Consider the following 18,064-nt stretch of genomic DNA (forward strand, 5'->3'; position numbering starts at 1 on the left):
CACCACCGAGGACATCCGATCAGATGAACCGCGTACGGCGACTGCTGCCCCTGCTGGGATGCGTGCTGCTGGGGTGCGTCCTGCTGACCCTGTACGCCCCGGAAGGCGTCCTGCGCCGGGACGAGCCGCCGGGCCCGCCGGCGTGGTCGCCGTTCGACCTGGCCGGATCGATCGAGGACGCCCAGAGCCGGCTGCGCCGTCACCCGGACGACGCGGCCGTCTGGGCGAGCCTCGGTGACCTCTACCTGGAACAGGCCCGCCGCACCGCCGACGCCGCCTACTACGCGAAGGCGCAGGGGGCGTTCGAGCGTTCCCTGCGGCTGCCCACGGGTGACGGTGAGCCGTACATCGACGCCGTGATCGGCATGGGCGCGCTGGCCAACGGCAGGCACGACTTCGCCGGGGCGGTCCGGTGGGGCGAGCGGGCCCGCAAGGCCGCCCCGTACCGCTGGCCGCTGTACGGCGTGCTCACCGACGCCTATCTCGAACTCGGCCAGTACGAGCAGGCCGAGAGCACGCTGCGGCGCATGCTCGACGGCCGCCCCGACCTCGCCTCCTTCACCAGGGCCGCCCGCCTGGAGCAACTGCGGGGGCGCATCGAGCCCGCGCGCAAGCTGCTGCACCGCGCGTGCGAGATCGCCGGTGACCCCGGCGAGTACGCCTTCTGCCAGTGGCAGCTCGGCGAGCTCGCCTGGCACGACGGCGATCCGCGTGGCGCGCGCACCGCCTACGCCCAGGCGCTGGCCGCCGATCCCGAGCACGTGCCCTCGCGGGCGGGCAAGGCCCGGGCGGAGGCCGCGCTCGGCCGTACCGACCAGGCGCTGCGCGACTACGCCACCGCCGTCGCCCGCTCCCCCTCGTACGTCGTGGAGTACGGGGAACTGCTCGAACACCTCGGCGACCGGGACGGGGCCAAGCGGCAGTACGCCGTTTTCGCCGCGCACTCCAGGCTGCTCGCCGCGAGCGGGAGCCCGGACCGCCTGCCCATGGGCTTGTTCGAGGCGGACCACGGCGACCCGGACGCCGCCGTCCGGCACCTGCGTGCCGAGTGGCAGCGGCGGCGCAGCGTCGAGGTCGCCGACGCGCTCGGCTGGGCGCTGCACCGCGCGGGCCGCCACGCCGAGGCCGCCGCCTACGCCACCCGCGCCGACCAGGCCGGCGGGCGCAACGCGCTGTTCGCCTACCACCGGGGCGAGATCGAGCACGCGCTCGGCCACGCCGCCGCGGCCTGCGCCCACCTGTCCAGGGCGCTGTCCATCAACCCGCACTTCTCACCCGGCGGGGCGGCGCGGGCGCGGGCGTTGCTGGCGGCGACGGCATGAGCATGCTCGCCCCTCTCCTCGCCGCCGCGCTGGCGGCGCACCCGCTGGGTGACTTCAGCGTCAACCACTACGACGGGCTGACGATCCACCCGGACCGGATCGAGCACCTCGCGATCGTCGACAGCGCCGAGATCCCCACGCTGCAGCAGGAGCCGGTCGGCTCCGCCGCCGGCCACGCCCGGCGCGCCTGCGCGTCACTGCGCGACGCGATCCGCGCGCAGGCCGGCGGCCGGCCGCTGACCTGGGACGTCGCCGACGCCTCCTTCGCCTACCGGCCGGGTTCCGCCGGGCTGCGGACCAGCAGGCTCACCTGTCGCCTGGCCGCGCCCCTGCGGGTCGACCGGCCGCTCACCCTGACCTTCGCCGACACCTACCTCGCCGGCACCATCGGCTGGCGGGAGATCACCGCGAAGGGGCACGGCGTACGGCTCGGCGCCTCCAGCGTGCCCGCGCACAGCGTGTCGCGCGAGCTGCGCGACTACCCCGCCGACCTGCTCAGCTCGCCGCTCGACGTCCGGGAGGCGCGGATCACGGTGGAGCCGGGCGACGGCGGCACCGGCGCGCGGGCGTCCACGACCGCCACGGGCATCGAGGGCATCGGAGGCATCGCGGGCGCGCTCGCCGATCGGCTGGTGAGCGCCGTCACCCGCTGGACCGGGACGCTGGCCGACCGGCTCAACGCCCTGATCGGCGCCGACCGGCTGACCGTACCGCTCGGGCTGCTGGCCCTGCTCCTGTCGCTGGTGCTGGGAGCGGTGCACGCGGCGATGCCGGGGCACGGCAAGACCATCATGGCCGCGTACCTGGCGGGGCGGCACGGACGGCTGCGCGACGCGGTCACCGTCGCGGCCACCGTGACCGGGACGCACACGGCGGGGGTGCTCGTCCTCGGTGCCCTGGTGACGGTCACGGCCTCGTTCGCGGGTGAGGCGGTGCTGGGGTGGCTGGGGGTGGTGAGCGGGCTGATCATCTTCGCGATCGGCGCGGCTCTGCTGCGTTCGGCCGTACGCCGCCGCCACGAGCAGGGGGACGGGCACGGCCACGGGCATGGGCACGGGCATGGGCACGGGCATGGGCACGGGCATGGGCGGTGGTCGGGGGGTGTGGCGGCGCTGGCGGTGGCCGGTGGGCTGGTGCCGAGCCCGTCCGCCCTGGTGGTCCTGCTCGGCGCCATGGCCCTGGGGCGTACCGTCTTCGGCGTCATGACCGTGGTCTGCTACGGGCTGGGCATGGCGCTGACGCTGCTGCTCGCGGCGCTCGTCCTGCGCAGGCTGGGCGACCTGGCCCTCCCGGGGCGGCTGCGGCGGCTGCGGCCGTACAGTGCCGCCATGACCGCCACGCTCGTCCTGCTCGTCGGCACGGGCATGACGCTGCGCGCGGTGACCTCCCTGGCGTGATGGTGCCGGGGCGGGGTGGAGCCGCCCCGGCACGTTCGCACCGTCAGAAGGCGAGGTCCTGCCAGGTCTTCACCTCGTCGGCGGTCAGCGTCCTGGCCAGGACTGCGGCGCGGTCCACGCCGCCGGTCAGGCGCTGGCCGCCGCCCTGGTCGGCGCCGAAGCGCAGCGGCCGGGCGGTGCAGCCGGTGATGCCGTCGGCGGTCACCTGGCCGGTCGCCGCGCGTTCGCCGTCCACGTAGAGGGCCAGCGCGCCGGTGCGGTCGAGGGTGACCACGAGGTCGAGCCAGCGGCCGGTGGGCAGGGTGGCGTCCAGGGTGACGTTCGCGCCGGCGCCGATGAAGCGCACCTTGTTCTCCGGGGTGACGTCGATGAGGACGCCGTCGGTGCCGGGGTCGCCGGACGGCTGGGAGTCGAACAGCCGCCGGTAACCGCTGCCCGCGACCTTCACCTCGGCGGCGAACGTGGCCTCCCGCACCACGCCGAGTGTGGTGTTCGCGGTGGTCAGGTACGTGTTGCCGTCGAGCGCCAGCCCGCTGCCCGTCGGCGCGCCCGGGTCGTAGGAGGCGGTCCCGGTGACGGTGGCGTGGCGGGCGTTGCCCGAGGCGTCGGCGACCGTGGTGCCCTCCTTCGGGTCCCAGGCGACCAGGACCGATCCGGCCGGGGCCGGCGCGCACGGCTCCAGGGCGAGCACGGCGGTGGCCGCGCCCTTCCACGAGTCACCGGTGACCGAGGCGGCCAGCACGGCCCGCCGCGACCCGTCGGCCGGTCCCGGGGTGACGGTGAAGGTGGCCGTGCGCGACCGGCCGGGCGCCACACCCGCGAGGTGCCGGGTCGCCGGCTCGGCGGTCCAGCCCTGCGGCACGGTGAGCGTCACGTCTGAGGCGGGCACCGACCTGCGGCGGGTGGCGGTGACGGTGACCTCGGCCTCGAACGGCGTGCCCGGCGTGGCGGTGCCGGGTGCCGCCAGGGTCACGGCGGCCTCGTTCTGGATCGTGTAGGCCTTGCCGGCGCGGGCGTTCCAGCTCAGCGTGTCGCCGTCGCGGCGCGGGGCGATCTCGTGCCCCTGCTCGTCGTGGACGCGGTAGCGGCCGGCGACGAACGACGACCTGACCTTGATCGGCCCGCTGCTGCCCGGCCGGACGGTGATCGTGTCGGGGGCGCCGTCCTTCCAGGCGGCGTCCACGGTGACGTCGCCGCGGGCGCGCAGCCCGGTGACCGAGCCGTCCCGCCACGTGCTGGGCAGCGCGGGCAGCACGTGCACCACGTCGTGCTGGCTCTGCAGCAGCATCTCGGCGATGCCGGAGGTGGCGCCGAAGTTGCCGTCGATCTGGAACGGCGGGTGTGTGTCCCACAGGTTGTCCAGCGTGGAGCCCTTGAGCTGCTCGGCGAGCATCTTGTGCGCGTGGTCGCCGTCCAGGAGCCGCGCCCAGAAGTTGATCTTCCAGGCCTTGGACCAGCCGGTGCCGCCGTCGCCGCGCGCGGTCAGCGACACCTTCGCCGCCTCGGCCTCGGGCGTGCCGGGCGTGATCTGGTTGCCGGGGTGCAGGGCGTACAGGTGGGAGACGTGCCGGTGGGTGTCGGTCCGGGAGTCCCAGTCGCTCTTCCACTCCTGGAGCTGGCCCCAGGAGCCGATGCGCAGGCCCGGGTCGAGCTTGGCCAGGGCCGCGCTCACCTCGGCACGGAAGCCCGCGTCCACGCCGAGCCGCTCGGCCGCGGCCAGGGCGTTGGTGAACACCTCGCGGACGATCTGCTGCGACATCGAGGCGCCCGCCGAGAAGTCGCCGTGCTCGGGCGAGTAGCTGGGTGAGACGACCAGCTTGCCGTCACGCGGGTCGGTGTGCAGGAAGTCCAGCCAGAACTCCGCCGCCCCCTTGATCACCGGGTACGCGGTCTCGCGCAGGTAGCCGAGGTCGCCGGTGAAGCGGTAGGTGTCGTACAGGTGCTGGGTGGTCCACGCGGCCGCCTCGGGGAACCAGAAGGCGGTGGCCCAGTCGTGCACGCCGGTGAAGCCGAACGGGTTCGTCTCGTTGTTGACCACCCAGCCGCGGGCGCCGAACAGGTCCTGGGCGGTCTTGCGGCCGGGCGCCACCAGCGAAGTGATGTAGCGGTCGTACGGTTTCGTGGTCTCGTGCAGGTTGGTCTGCTCGGCGAGCCAGTAGTTCATCTGCAGGTTGATGTTGACGTGGTAGTCGGCCGACCAGGGCGGGTTGGTGACGTTGTTCCACACGCCCTGGAGGTTGGCCGGGAGCAGGTCGTTCTCGCGGGAGGAGGAGATCAGCAGGTAGCGGCCGTAGGCGAAGAACATCGCCTCCAGCGCGCGGTCGTCGGGCGAGGCGCCGCCGGTGTAGTTCCTGCGCAACCGGTCGGTGGGGATGGCCGGGGCCCGCCGGCCGAGGTCCAGTCTCACCCGGTCGAACAGCTTGCGGTAGTCGGCGACGTGCGCGCGCCTGAGGTCGTCGTAGCTCTGGGCGGCGGCGGCGTCCACCGCGGCGGTGACCTTGGCGTGCGGGTCCTCGCCCCGGTAGGCGGGGTAGGCGCCGGCGTAGTCGGTGCCGGCCGACAGCACGAGCACGGCGCTGTCCGCGCCGGTGACGGTGATCCTGTCGCCGGCGTCGGTACGGGTGCCGCCCTCGGTGACCACCTGGATCTGCGCCTCGAACTTCATGCCGTTGTCGCGCAACGCGCCGCGGATGGTGAGCCGGCCGCCGGAGGCCGTGACGGTCTTGTCGTCGCGGGGCGAGGTGTGGCGCAGCGTGAACGACACCTTGCCGCCCTGGTCGGCGGAGATCCGGCCGACGATGACGTTGCCGGGGTTGCTGGCGAAGAACTCGCGCGAGTGACGCACGCCGCCGGCGGTGTAGCCGACCCGGGCGACGGCCTCGCGCAGGCTCAGCTCGCGCCGGTAGTCGGCGGGGTTCGCGTGGCCGAAGTCGAGGAACAGGTCGCCGAACGTCTGGTACGCCCCGAAGCCCGTCTTGGGCTGGCCCAGCTTGGCGGCCACGGCCTCGGGCGCCATCCTGCCGTCGCGGTCGATCTGCCGCTGGACCTCGGCGACGGCGTCCGGCCGCGGGGTCTTCCAGTTGCCGAAGTCGTAGCCGGAGACGCCGGGGCCGCCCGTCCATAACGTCTTCTCGTTGAACTGGAGCTGCTCGGACGCCACCCCGCCGAAGACCATCGCGCCCAGGGGGCCGTTGCCGATGGGCAGGGCCTGGGTCTCCCAGTCGGTGGCGGGTTCGTCGTACCAGAGGGTCAAGTCATCGGGTGTCTGGGTGGCGCCGGCGGACGCGCTCAGCGGGACAGACAGGCCGGCGGTGAGAGTGAAGGCGGCGATCAGGGCGCTGCTGAATCGTCGTCGTGGGGGGTGCGGCACGGAATCCTCCGATCACAGGAGTCTTGATCCAAGGAGATAGCACCGAAACCCGTACGCAACAAGACTTTCCATCCGATGTCTCTGCGTGGACACTCGGTGGAGCACCGCCGACCCTACACATCGGATCACCCGGGCGTTAAGCATCCGTCAACGATCTGTCGACATGCGGGCCCTACCATCGTGCGCCATGTCCACTGACCAGGTCGCGGTAGAACGCGCCGCTGCAGATACGCTCCCCGCGAGCGACGCCCCCTCCGCGGAAGAGGGCAACGGCGGAGTCCTCTACCTCCTCGAACGCATCGGCTCCGTCATCGTTCCCATCGGCGTGACGCTCTATGCGGTGCTCTACCTCGGCGTCGAAGCGATGTACGACGTCTTCGGCATCAGCCCCCAGCAGGCGGGCATCGACCAGTCCGTCCTGCTGGGCCGGCTCATGGGCACGCTGATCCTGATGCTGCTCATCCTCATCCCCACCCTCGGTCTCGTCGTCGGCCTCTTCTGGGTGGCCGACAGGCTGACCCGGGGCGCGCTCGGCAGGCTGATCGAGGCCGTCCGACGGCGGCCGTGGGCGGCCGCGCTGCTCGCCGCGTTGTGGTGCGGCGCGACGTACTGGGGGTTGTTCACCCTCTTCGGCGACCTCGACCTGTTCTTCATGGTGGCCGTCGCCGTGGGGCTCGGCGTGCTGACGTTCCTGGTGCCGTTCCGGCTGCTGCGCCGCAAGCCGGTCGGGCGCGCCGCGACGAAGGTCCTGCTCGGCGCCCTGACCGGGGTCGGCCTGGGCTTCCTGCTGATCCTGGCGATGGTGCAGGGCGCGCTGGAGGTCCAGGAGACCGGCCAGGCCAACGAGCTGCTCGGCTACGTCGGCTTCCAGGACCAGTGGGCGATCATCAAGAACGCCGAGGACGACAAGCCGCTCTACGACGGCCGGTGGATGATGCTGCTCGGCGAGAGTGACGGCACCTACGTCTTCTACGACTGCGACAAGTACGAGACCTTCCGCCGCCCGATGGAGACGACGAACCTGGCCTCGATCCAGCTCGACCCGGAGCGCGAGAAGGGTTTCACCTGCGGCTCGCTCGCCGAGCAGTAAACCGTTTTCTCGGTCCGCCGTCGCGGGCGGGGCTGCGCGACGCCCACCGGCTGGCGCAGCCGGACCCGGTGACGGCGCCGGGCATCATGGAGCTCCGACCATGCCGCCGTCCTGACCACGTTCCGCACCTCCTGGCGCTGAGCCGCGGGGCCTGCCCGGCAGGTCGGGCAGGGCCCCGCGAGTGCCGCTCAGGCCAGGAAGAGCTCGATCACCGGCACCGTGACGTCCGGGCGGGTGATGGGCAGCTGCAGCGTGAGCGTGTCCTCCGGCAGGCCGCGCAGGTAGTGGTGGAAGGGCTCCTTCGGGTCGATCGTGACCAGCGGCACCTCCGAGGCGTCGTGCAGGAACTGGGCGTACCTGACCCGGTCGCCGAGCCCGGCGAGGTGCACGTACTTCATCGGCCAGGACAGCAGGTGCAGGTAGAGGCGGTCGCCACGCTGGGTGTAGCGGCAGTCCTGTGGCGGCTCGAACGCCGAGGCGCCGGCGCCGTGGATCGAGCGGGCGTGCAGGCGCATCCACTGCCCGATGCCGCGCAGCCGCTCGACGGCCCGGGGCTCGAACTCGCCGCGCGCGTTCGGGCCCACGTTGAGCAGCATGTTGCCGCCCTTGGAGACGGTGTCGACGAGCATCTTCACCAGCAGGTCCACCGGCTTCCAGTCCTGGTTGTCGCGGTGGTAGCCCCAGCTTCCGTTGAGCGTCTGGCAGGACTCCCACGGGGTGTGGCCGGGCACGCCGCCGGGCGGCATGACCTGCTCCGGGGTGGTGAAGTCGCCGGTGCCGAGCCCGAGCCGGTTGTTGATCAGGATGCCTGGCCTGAGCTCGCGGACCAGCCGCTCCAGCTCTTCGGAGCGCCACTCCTGCGGGCCCTTGGCGCCGAAGCCGCGTCCCTCGTAGGAGAAGTCGAACCACATCGTGTCGATGTCGCCGTACCGGGTGAGCAGCTCGCGGACCTGACCGTGCATATAGTCCGTATATTTCCGGATGTCACGGTCGCCGAGATCTTCGTCCCGCTGCGGGTGGTAGAGGTCGTTGGGGAAGTCCGGGTGGTGCCAGTCGAGCAGCGAGTAGTACAGGCCGGTACGCAGGCCCCGCTCCCTGAAGGCGTCGAGCATCGGGGCGAGCAGGTCGCGCCGCGCCTTGTAGCCGGTCAGGTCCGAGTCCCACAGGCAGAACCCGTCGTGGTGCTTGCTCGTCACCACGGCGTACTTCATCCCCGCGTTGACCGCCTCGTCCGCCCACGCCGCCGGGTCGTAGAGGTCGGGGTCGAAGTGGTCGAAGTAGCGGCGGTACTGCTCCTCGGTCAGCCGCTCGTACGAGCGCACCCATTCGTGCCGCGCGGCGGCGGCGTAGATCCCCCAGTGGATGAACAGCCCGAATCGGGCCTCGGTGAACCAGCTCATGCCCTGTCCCTCTCCTGGACCGCGACTCCCGAGAGCCCGATCCGTCCCGTACCGGTCCGCTGAACGCGCACGTACCGCCCCTCGGCGTCCACCGTGACCAGCGACGGGCGCAGCACCTTGCCGGGCAGCGGCACCACGGTCGCGTCGGCGAAGTCCGGCGTGCGCGACACCAGCACCCGCACGTCGGCCGTGGTCATGCTCGCGTCGTTCCAGAGCTCGACGGCGCCGATCGTGCGCACCTGCCCGAGGTCGACCTGCCACCACGAGCCGGGCGCCGAGGTGGTCCTGCTGTCGGTGACGGTGGAGCCGTCGATGGCGTTGGCGGCGACCGCCGTCCCCTCGGTGGCGGACTGGGTCGCGCTGCCCGCCCTGGCGAGGTCGGGTTCGAGCTGCTCGACCTGGCCGGGCTGGGCGCCGGCCGCCCCGGCGACGCGCAGCGCGGCCTCGGGCAGCAGCTCCAGCGCCGTGACGTTGTCCACCTGCTGCGAGCCCCGCCCCGACAGCGCGGGCGCGGTGGTGTCGGTCCAGTTGCCCGTGGCGAGGTTCTCGATCCCGTAGCCGGCCCAGTTGGAGATCCACTTGTAGCCGACCCGGGTGATCACGTTGCCCTCGACCCTGATGTACGAGCTCTGCTCGTCCAGGTAGACGCCGTTGCCGTCGCGCTCGGTGTTGCCGTAGGCGGAGCGGTTGATGTAGTTGCCGGAGATCACCGTGCCCGGCTGCGGGCCCTGCGTGTAGATGGCGCCGCCGTCGTGCTGCTGCTCGGCGACCATCATGACGTCCACGATCCGGTTGCCGGTCACCTGGTTGTCGCGCATGTCGGGGCGCTGGGCGACGGGCTGGTTCCAGCCCCAGCCGACGGAGATGCCGGAGTACGGCAGCCGCTCCAGCGTGTTGTGGTCCACGCGCAGGCCCGTCTCGTAGCCGGCCCAGATGCCGACCGCGTCGGTGAACTCCCTGCCGGCGAGCGTGATGGTGTTGCGGGCCACGGTGTTGCGCTCGCCGCGCAGCTCGGCCGGCGGGTTGGGCTCGGTGTCGCCGACGTAGACCGCGCCGGAGGACAGGTCCGTGAACGTCGAACCGGTCACCGCCGAGTCCTTGGTGCCGGACTGAAGGATCACGCCCGCGCCGCCGAGGTGCGCGAAAGCGGCGCCGGTGATCTCCACGTTCCTGCCGCCGTTCACGACCACCGCTGCGGCGGGCTTGGTGTAGTACCGGCCGGCATGGTCCTCGGGGCCGGTGGCTCCGGTCAGGGTGAGCCCCGCCTGGGTGCCCGCGTATCCCTCGTCGGTGCCGGGCTGGTGGTAGGCGGCGTGCTGGAAGGACAGGCCGGCGATCCTGATCCGGCTCGCGCCGTCGATCCGCAGGAGCGTCTCGCCGGCCGGGACGATCACGTCGTCGAGGTTCTCCCCCGGCCTGGGCAGGTACGTGATGGTCCCGTCCGCACGGTCGTGGACGAACTCGCCCGGCTCGTCGAGCAGCTCGCGGGCGTTCTCGAAGAAGGCCACGCCGCTGTAGCGGGAGGAGTCGACCGTCGTGGTGTCCCAGGCGGGGCCGGTGCGGCCGGTACCGCTCGCCGAGTTCGTCCAGCACGGTTGCGCGAAGGTGATCGTGTCGCCGTCCACGCGGTCGATCCGGCAGCGGTAGTTGCGCCACCTGACCTTGATGACCGCCTCGGCGTTCGCGGGGGCGCTCCAGCCGGACACGCCGCTCTGGACGGCGCCTGTCATGCCGGTCCTCGTCGCGTCGCAGACGGCTGCCGGGCACGCGGCGCCGCGGGCCCGGATCGCGCGGACGCCGCCGACGAAGAGCTGGCGCGGGGTCACGCCCTCGGGCGCCCGCGCCACCATGAACCCGCCCTGGCGCGTCCAGCCGGTGACCCGCACCCCGCCGGACAGGACCGGCCGGGAGCCGGGCGCCGCGGTCCAGGTCACGGTGTGCCCGTCCGGGCCGGAGTCGCGCTGGTCCAGCAGGAGCGGCTCGGCCATCCGGTAGAGGCCACCGGTCAGGCGCACCTCGATGTCGCGGCTCATGCCGCCCTCGACGGCCTGCCTGACCTTGTCCCTGGCGGCTTCCAGCGAGCAGGGGCGGGCCTGGCTGCAGGCGGGGGAACCGCCGTCGGGGGCCGCGTAGTAGACCTTGGGGCCCGGCGCCGCCGCCGGGGTCATGGTCAGCAGCAGGACGAGGGCGATCGTGCCGTTCACATGCCCTCCAGCGGCGGGTTGTGCGTGCCGTAGAGCCAGTCGCGCAGGAATCCGTCCAGGTCGGGGCGGTGCGTCGTGGCGGCGGCGTGGGCGATGAAGTCCTCGGTGGAGGCGTTGCCGTCCTTGTGGCGCTGCACCCACCTGCGCATGATCAGGTCGAACGCGGCGTCGCCGACCTCGGTGCGCAGCGCGTACAGCACGAGGGCGCCGCCGTCGTAGATGTTGTAGCCGCCCAGCGCCTTGGGCCTGCCGGGCGGGCCGTCCTTGGCACGCACCGCGTCGAGCTTGGCGTACACGGTCCGCATCCGCTCCGGCATGGACTGGCCGCCGTGCTCCTCGGCCCACAAGGCCGCGTAGTACACGGCGGGGCCCTCGTTCAGCCAGGCGTCCTGCCAGGTGGCAGGCGTGACCGAGTCGCCGAACCACTGGTGGACCAGCTCGTGCACCATGGTGTTGGAGTAGGTGGGCTGGTCGAACCAGCCGGTGCCGAAGAGCGACAGCGTCTGGTTCTCCAGCGCGTTGCGGTACCCGGGGTAGATGTGGATGCCGTAGGTGGAGAACGGGAAGCGGCCGAACCTCGCCTCGGCCCAGGCGATCTGGTCGCCGGTCTCGGCGGCGACGGGGCCGTAGCGGTCCTCCTGGCCCTGGGGGACGACGTGGCGCAGCGGCAGGCCGTGGGGGCCCTTGCCGTACAGGTAGGTGCCCTTCACCACAGCGAGGCCGATCAGCTCGGACGCCATCGGCTCGCGCTCCTCGAACCGCCACACGTTCCCCCGCCTGCCGGCGAGCTCGCCGTTGGCGGTGGCGACGTACCCTTCGGGCGCGGTGACGCGGAAGGTCCAGGTGGCCTTGTCCGACGGGTGGTCGTTGACCGGGAAGAACGTGTCGGCCCTGCTGGACTGCGCGGCGGCGGCGAACCCGCCGTCGGGGCCGAAGTTCCATCCCGTCAGGCCGGCGCGCGGCGCCTTGCCGTTGCCGTGGAAGCGCACCTCGGCCGTGAACGGCACGTGCTCGCGCAGCGGCGTGGCCGGCGTGACGGTCAGCTCCTGCCCGCTCTGGCCGAGGGAGAGCGACCAGGCGGCGGGTTCGCCGTTGACGGTGACCGCGTCGACGGTGTGGCCGTCGGTGTCGAGGTTGAAGGACGACAGCGCCTGGGTGGCCTTCGCGGTGAACGCGACCGTGCCGGAGAAGTCGTAGGTGACCGGCGTGAAGTCGAAGGAGACGTCGTAGTGGCGGACGTCGTAGCCGCCGTTGCCGAGGGTCGGGAAGAGCGGGTCGCCCAGCCCGGGCGAGCCGGGCGAAGGCTGGGCGGGCACGGCGGCGGCCGTGCTGAGCAGCGCGGCGGCGGCGAGTAACAGGAGTGTGCGTCTCACGGTCAGCCTGCCTTCGGTGTCTGCTCGAGCGCTTCTTCGAACTCGGCGCGGGCCTTGTCCCCGCCCTTGGCGCGCCAGTCCTTGATCAGCTGGTCGAGGTCGCTGACGGGGGCGCGGCCGGCCACGATGGAGGTGACGCGGTCGTTGCGCATCGTGTAGAGCGACTCGTAGCTGTTCTCGTTGGCGGGCGAGTACGCCCCCACCGTGGGGTCCTCGACGCCGACGGCGATCATCTTGCCGATCGCGTCGTGCATGATCTTCACGGCGTCGGACGAGGAGGAGTCGAACAGGGGCTGGGTCGGCGCGGCGACCATCTTCCACGGCACCGTGGTGTCCCTGCTGCCCTGCTCGGTCAGCACGGGGTTGCCCTTGCCGTCGCGCGTGTGGTCGGTGCCCTCGACTCCGTAGTTGAACAGCGTGTACTCCTCGCTGCCGAACGGCGAGGCGAAGAAGTCGGCCACGCGCAGCAGCTCCTTGGCGCGGGCCTCGTCGCTCTTCTTCATCATGGTGATCGAGACGACGATGTTGTTGAGGTGCGCCTTGGCGGCCTGGCCGATCGGGACCATCGGCCTGGGGTCGGCCTTCGGGTCGATCTTCCTGGAGGTCTGCAGGTAGCCGGTGGGGCCGAGGTAGGCGGGCAGGCCGTCGTAGACGAGCGCGGCGCGGCCCGCGTTGAACTCGTTCTTGCGCTTGAGGGTGTCGAAGCCTTCCGAGCCGGGGTAGATGACGCCTGCCTCGCGCAGCTTGCGCACGTACTCGACGGCGGCCTTGTACTCCTCGGTCTCGATCTGGTGCACGAGCTTGCCGTTCTCCAGCCGCCAGAGGTTTGGCGTGCCGAAGAGCTGGGCGAAGATCGACAGGCCGTAGACGCCGCCGGTGTGGGTGACCAGCCCGTACTGGTTGTCCTTGGGCCTGGTGACCTCCTTGAGCAGCTCGAACAGCCGGTCCAGGTCGGTGACCTGCGCCAGGTCGTCCACGCCTGCCTCGGCGAACATGTCGGCGCGGTAGAAGCCGAGGCCGCCGACCAGGTTGCGCGGCACGGGGATGCCGTACAGCTTGCCGCCGACGATGCCCTGCTTCCAGAACACCTGCGGGATCGCCGCCAGGTTCGGGTACTCCTTGACGGCGTCGCCGCCGAGCAGCGGCGTCAGGTCGGTGCACTGGCTGGCGACGAACGCGGGCAGGTTGTTGACGCCCTGCGTGGAGACGTAGGTGAACAGGTCGGGCAGCGTGCCGCCGGCGACCATGGTGTTGAACTTCGTCGGCCAGTCGTCGGCGGTGACCGGCTGCATGTCGGCGGTGCCGCCGAGCCGCTTCTCGACCTCCTGCCAGGCGGGGTTGTCGGCACGTCCGGGCGGGGGCGGCGAGAAGGTCTGCACCGCGATGCTCACGGTGCCGCCCGACATGGGCGGCTTGGCCACCGCCTTGAACAGCTCCTTGGGGTAGGTGAAGTACCCCTCGGGCACGCCGGTGGCGTTGCCGGGCAGGTCGGGCTTGAGCGCGCCGGACAGCGGCGCGTACGCGGGCAGCTTGATGCTCAGTCCCTGGGCCTTGGCGGCGGGGGCGGCCGAGCCGCCGCCGCAGCCCGCCAGCACGGTGGAGGCGGCCGCGGCGGCGCCGAGGCGCAGGAAGCCGCGGCGGGAGACAGGTTCTCTCATGAGGGATCTTCCTTGGGGTTCGGGGGGTTCAGCCCTTGATGGCGCCGGTGAGCACACCCTTGGTGAAGTAGCGCTGGAGGAAGGGGTAGACGAGCAGGATCGGCACGATCGCCACCACGAGCACGGCCATCTGGATCGCCTGCACCGGGGCGGGCGCCTCGGCGGCGGCCAGGGTCTCCAGCGTCCTGCCCTGCAGCACGAAGGTGCGCAGGATCAGCGGGAGCGGGAACTTGTCCGAGTCGTTGAGGTAGAGCAGGGCGTTGAAGAAGGCGTTCCAGTAGCCGACGGCGTAGAAGAGCGAGATGACCGCGAGCACCGCCTTCGACAGCGGGAGCACGATCCTGACGAGGATGCCGAAGTCGCCCGCCCCGTCGATGCGCGCGCTCTCCAGCAGCTCGCGGGGCAGGCCCATGAAGAACGAGCGGAGCACGACCAGGTTGAACGCGCTGACCAGGCTGGGCAGGATCAGCGCGCCGAAGGTGTCGATCAGGCCGATCTGCTTGACCAGCAGGAAGTTGGCGATCAGCCCGGGGTTGAAGAGCATGGTCAGCAGGGCGATCAGCAGGATCCAGCGGGCGCCGGTCACCTCGCGGCGGCTCAGCCCGTACGCCATGCCGATGGTCGCCAGCATGCTGGCGCACGTGCCGACGACCGTGACCAGCACGCTGACGAGCAGCGCCCTGGTGACGGTGCCGCCGTTGAAGATGGTCGTGTAGGCCGACAGGCTGGGCGAGCCGGGGAAGAGCACGAACCCGCCGCTCCTGGCGATGTCGCTCTCCGTCGACAGGCTGGTGCCGATCACGCCGACGAACGGGTAGGCGACCAGCAGGACGACGGCGGTGAGGATCACGCCCTTGAGGACCAGGCCCACCGTGGACGGCCGCTCCATCCAGGCGGGACGGCTACTTGTCGGCACCGCGGTACACCCCCTCGTGGCCGAACAGATGGGCCACCTTGTTCGCGCCGAGCACCAGCGCGGTGCCGACGATGGTCTTGACCAGGCCGACCGCGGCGGCGGCGCCCCACTGGCCGTCCTTGACGCCGTTGAAGTAGACGAAGGTGTCCAGCACCTCCCCCGCCTCGGGGCCGACGTTGTCGCGCTGGAGCAGGATCTGCTCGAAGCCGACCGACAGGATGCTGCCGAGGTTGAGGATGAGCAGCAGGATGATGATCGGGGTGATGCCGGGCAGCGTGACGTGCCACAAGCGGCGCCACCTGCCCGCCCCGTCCATGGCCGCGGCCTCGTACAGGCCCTGGTCGATGGAGAGCAGCGCGGCCAGGAAGATGATCGTGGCCCAGCCCGCGTCCTTCCAGATGACCTGCAACGTCACCAGCAGCGGGAAGACGTCGGGGTCGGTCATCATGTCGTAGCGCGGCAGCCCGATGCTCTCCAGGAAGCTCGGCAGCGCGCCGGCGCCGCCGAGTATTTGCTGGAACACCGAGACGATGATCACCCAGCCGATGAAGTGCGGGAGGTAGACCACGCTCTGCACGAACCTGCGCACCTTGTCGTTGAGCACGCTGTTGAGCAGCAGCGCGAGCGCGATGGGCGCGGGGAAGAACAGCACGAGCTGGGTGATGGTGATCTTGAGCGTGTTGCCCAGGGCGTTCCAGACGCCCGGGTCTCCGAAGACGCTGACGAAGTTCTGCAACCCCACCCAGGGGCTGTCCACGAACCCGATGTAGGGCTGATAGTCCTTGAACGCGACCACGTAGCCGAACAGCGGCCCGTAGTGGAAGACCAGGAAATAGAGCAGCCCGGGCAGCGCCAGCAGGAGCATCACCCGGTCGCGCCAGACGCGGCGCCACAGCGGCAGCTTGCGTGGCGGCTGTCGCCGCTCGGAGGCGGCCGCGGTCGAGGGAGCGTCGAGGGTAGCGGTCATGCGCTGGGTCCTTCCAGTTGGCGAGGAAGTTAGTAAGCGCTTTCGTTTCCGTCAAGCCCTCTCCCGGAAAGTCCGCTCATTTCCCCTACTCTGCTTGACCTTTTCGCAGGTGGAGTCCTAACGTGCCACCTCGATGCATAGAATGCGCTTACTATCAGAGAGGATGCCGGTGAAACCTCCGCAAGCCCGGCTGAGACCGCGCGCCGTCCTCGCGATGGCGCCCGGAGTGCGAGAGGAGGTGTTCGGGCACGCCACGCTGCGCAGGCTCGCCGACCTGGCCGAGGTGGACGACCGGGTGCTGCACGAGGTCAGCTCGGCCGGCGCGCTGCGCGCGATGGCCCGCGCCGAGGTCCTCGTCACCGGATGGGGCTGCCCGAGGATCGGCGCCGACCTGCTCAACCGGGCCCCCGGCCTGCGCCTCATCGCGCACGCGGCGGGCACGGTGAAGACCTTCCTCGACCCCGCGGTGCTCGACCGCGGCGTACGCGTGACCAGCGCCGCCGACGCCAACGCGGTGCCCGTGGCCGAGTTCGCCTACGCCGCCATCGTCTTCGGCGCCAAGCGTGCCTTCACCCTCGCCCACCGCTACCGCGAGACGGGCGCCCGGCGCGACTTCACCGGCCTGGCCTGGCTCGGCACCCGCGACATCACGGTCGGGCTGATCGGGCTGTCGCGGATCGGGCGCAGGGTCATGGAGCTGCTGCGCGGGCTCGACGCCGAGGTGCTGGTGTACGACCCGTACGCCGAGCCCGCCGGGATCGCCGCGCTCGGCGGCGCCGCCGTCGATCTCGACACGCTGGTCAGGCGCTCGCACGTGGTCAGCCTGCACGCGCCGGAGACCCGCGAGACGTACCGGATGCTCGACGCCAGGCGGCTGTCGATGCTCAGGGACGGCGCGGTGGTCGTCAACACCGCCCGCGGCGGGCTGATCGACACCGAGGCGCTCGTCAAGGAGGTACGCAGCGGCCGGCTGGACGCGATACTGGACGTCAGCGACCCGGAGCCGCTGCCGGCCGGTCACCCGCTGTTCGACCTGCCCAACGCGTTCGTGACCCCGCACCTGGCCGGTGCCCAGGGCAACGAGCTCGCGCGGCTGGCCGAGTCGACGCTCGCGGAGATCGCCCGGTACACCGCCGGAGAGCCGCTGCTCCACGAGATCCATCGCGACGAGCTCGACCGGATGGCATGATCGTCAGCCACGGAAAGGAGGGCACGTGACCGAGCAGAGCCTGGCGACCATGGCGGACGTGGCGGCGCGCGCCGGCGTCTCCAGCGCCACCGTCTCCCGGGTGATCAACGGCAACTACCCCGTCTCGGCCGCGACCAGGCAGCGGGTCGAGCAGGCCATCGCCGAGCTTGGATACGTCGCCAACGCGCATGCCAGAGCCCTGGCGGGAGCCACCAACAGGACCGTCGGCATCATCATCAACGACCTGGTGGACCCCTTCTACGCCTACATCGCCCGCGGCGTCGAGCGCGAGGCGACCAGGCACGGCCGGCTGTGCATGGTCTGCTGCACCCAGGGCAGCCACGAGCAGGAGCTGGCGCTGATCGACCTCCTGCACGAGCAGCGCGCCGACGCGGTGATCCTGGTGGGCGGGGCCTACGAGGACCGCTCCTACGCCGCGCAGGTCGCCCGCAGGGCCCGCGCGCTGCACGCCAGCGGCTCCACGCTCGTGCTGTGCGGGCGCCCCTCGCTCGGCGAGGACGTGCCGACCAGGATCGTGGAGTACGACAACGAGGGCGGCGCCTTCGCCATCACCGACTACCTGATCACCCAGGGGCACCGGCGGATCGTCTTCCTGGGCGGCCCGCCGAACCTGTCGACCACCGTGGCCCGGCTGGCCGGCCACCGGCGCGCGCTGCGCTTCCGCGGCCTGCCCCACGACAAGGGCCTGATCCACACCGGGCAGCTCAACCGCAGGTTCGGCTACGACAGGATCAGGGCCCTGCTGGCCGACAAGCTCGACTTCACCGCCGTGTTCTGCGCCAACGACACCGTCGCGGCCGGCGTGATGCAGGGGCTGGAGCTGGCCGGCGTGCCCGTGCCCGAGGCGATCTCCGTGGTGGGCTACGACGACGTGCCCATCGCGCAGGAGCTGCGGCCGCAGCTCACCACGGTGCGCATCCCGCTGGAGGAGATGGGCCGCCAGGCGGTGCGCATCGGCCTGGACGTGGTGGAGGACGACGCCTACCTGTCGCCGGTGCAGACCGCGGCCGTGGTCGGCACGAACATCGTGGTCAGATCCTCGGTCGCGCCGCCCAAGTAGCAAGCGCTTACCCCAGAATGCGGGGAAACCGCCCGTAGAACTGGGATAGAAAGCCGTAGAAAGATCCGGTAAGCCCTTGACCGTAGTAGAAAGCGCT

At 71.5% G+C, this 18,064-nt stretch carries 12 protein-coding genes; 5 read left to right on the plus strand and 7 right to left on the minus strand.

The window, feature by feature from the left end; all coding sequences use genetic code 11:
- The first annotated feature begins 23 nt into the window (after positions 1 to 23).
- Positions 24 to 1,322, plus strand: a complete 1,299-nt coding sequence (locus AB0I79_RS27130; RefSeq protein ID WP_357878006.1) for a tetratricopeptide repeat protein — start codon at positions 24 to 26, stop codon at positions 1,320 to 1,322.
- A gap of 2 nt (positions 1,323 to 1,324) precedes the next feature.
- A complete protein-coding gene (locus tag AB0I79_RS27135) occupies positions 1,325 to 2,719 on the plus strand; it encodes a High-affinity nickel-transporter (protein ID WP_357878009.1) in 1,395 nt (464 codons plus the stop codon).
- A 43-nt stretch (positions 2,720 to 2,762) separates the two neighbouring features.
- On the opposite strand, the gene AB0I79_RS27140 is transcribed toward AB0I79_RS27135, so the two are convergent.
- A complete protein-coding gene (locus AB0I79_RS27140) occupies positions 2,763 to 5,972 on the minus strand; it encodes a glycoside hydrolase N-terminal domain-containing protein (protein ID WP_357878012.1) in 3,210 nt (1,069 codons plus the stop codon).
- Positions 5,973 to 6,276: 304 nt separating this feature from the next.
- Between AB0I79_RS27140 and AB0I79_RS27145 the strand changes: the two genes are divergently transcribed.
- Positions 6,277 to 7,179 carry a hypothetical protein gene (locus tag AB0I79_RS27145; RefSeq protein WP_357878015.1) on the plus strand — a complete coding sequence of 301 codons (903 nt, stop codon included), beginning with the start codon at positions 6,277 to 6,279 and terminating at the stop codon, positions 7,177 to 7,179.
- 188 nt (positions 7,180 to 7,367) lie between these two features.
- Here AB0I79_RS27145 and AB0I79_RS27150 read toward each other — a convergent pair whose 3' ends face one another.
- Genes AB0I79_RS27150 through AB0I79_RS27175 form a run of 6 tightly spaced genes read right to left on the minus strand, consistent with a single transcriptional unit; the run spans position 7,368 to position 15,697 of the window.
- Positions 7,368 to 8,579, minus strand: a complete 1,212-nt coding sequence (locus AB0I79_RS27150; protein WP_357878018.1) for an alpha-L-fucosidase — start codon at positions 8,577 to 8,579, stop codon at positions 7,368 to 7,370.
- Positions 8,576 to 10,783 (minus strand): right-handed parallel beta-helix repeat-containing protein, encoded by a 2,208-nt coding sequence (locus AB0I79_RS27155; protein WP_357878021.1) that lies wholly within the window; start codon positions 10,781 to 10,783, stop codon positions 8,576 to 8,578. Before AB0I79_RS27155 ends, AB0I79_RS27150 begins: the two co-directional genes overlap by 4 nt.
- The gene (locus tag AB0I79_RS27160) at positions 10,780 to 12,156 is read right to left on the minus strand and encodes a M1 family metallopeptidase (protein ID WP_357878024.1); all 1,377 of its coding nucleotides are present in this window, start codon (positions 12,154 to 12,156) and stop codon (positions 10,780 to 10,782) included. The genes AB0I79_RS27155 and AB0I79_RS27160 overlap by 4 nt, the downstream gene beginning before the upstream one ends.
- Positions 12,157 to 12,158: 2 nt before the next feature.
- A complete protein-coding gene (locus tag AB0I79_RS27165) occupies positions 12,159 to 13,814 on the minus strand; it encodes an extracellular solute-binding protein (protein WP_357878027.1) in 1,656 nt (551 codons plus the stop codon).
- Positions 13,815 to 13,842: 28 nt separating this feature from the next.
- Positions 13,843 to 14,730: a carbohydrate ABC transporter permease gene (locus AB0I79_RS27170; protein WP_357878030.1), complete on the minus strand. Its 888-nt coding sequence runs from the start codon at positions 14,728 to 14,730 to the stop codon at positions 13,843 to 13,845.
- Positions 14,717 to 15,697, minus strand: coding sequence for an ABC transporter permease subunit (locus AB0I79_RS27175; RefSeq protein ID WP_357878033.1), 981 nt, complete (start codon positions 15,695 to 15,697; stop codon positions 14,717 to 14,719). Before AB0I79_RS27175 ends, AB0I79_RS27170 begins: the two co-directional genes overlap by 14 nt.
- A 163-nt stretch (positions 15,698 to 15,860) precedes the next feature.
- On the opposite strand from AB0I79_RS27175, the gene AB0I79_RS27180 reads away from it, so the two are divergent.
- Together AB0I79_RS27180 and AB0I79_RS27185 are read left to right on the plus strand one after the other, a co-directional pair.
- On the plus strand, positions 15,861 to 16,886 hold the full coding sequence (locus AB0I79_RS27180; protein ID WP_357878036.1) for a hydroxyacid dehydrogenase: 1,026 nt from the start codon (positions 15,861 to 15,863) through the stop codon (positions 16,884 to 16,886).
- A gap of 25 nt (positions 16,887 to 16,911) precedes the next feature.
- Positions 16,912 to 17,967, plus strand: a complete 1,056-nt coding sequence (locus AB0I79_RS27185) for a LacI family DNA-binding transcriptional regulator (RefSeq protein ID WP_357878039.1) — start codon at positions 16,912 to 16,914, stop codon at positions 17,965 to 17,967.
- The last annotated feature ends 97 nt before the right edge of the window (positions 17,968 to 18,064 follow it).

Source organism: Nonomuraea sp. NPDC050202 (assembly GCF_040656115.1).
Lineage (GTDB): Bacteria > Actinomycetota > Actinomycetes > Streptosporangiales > Streptosporangiaceae > Nonomuraea.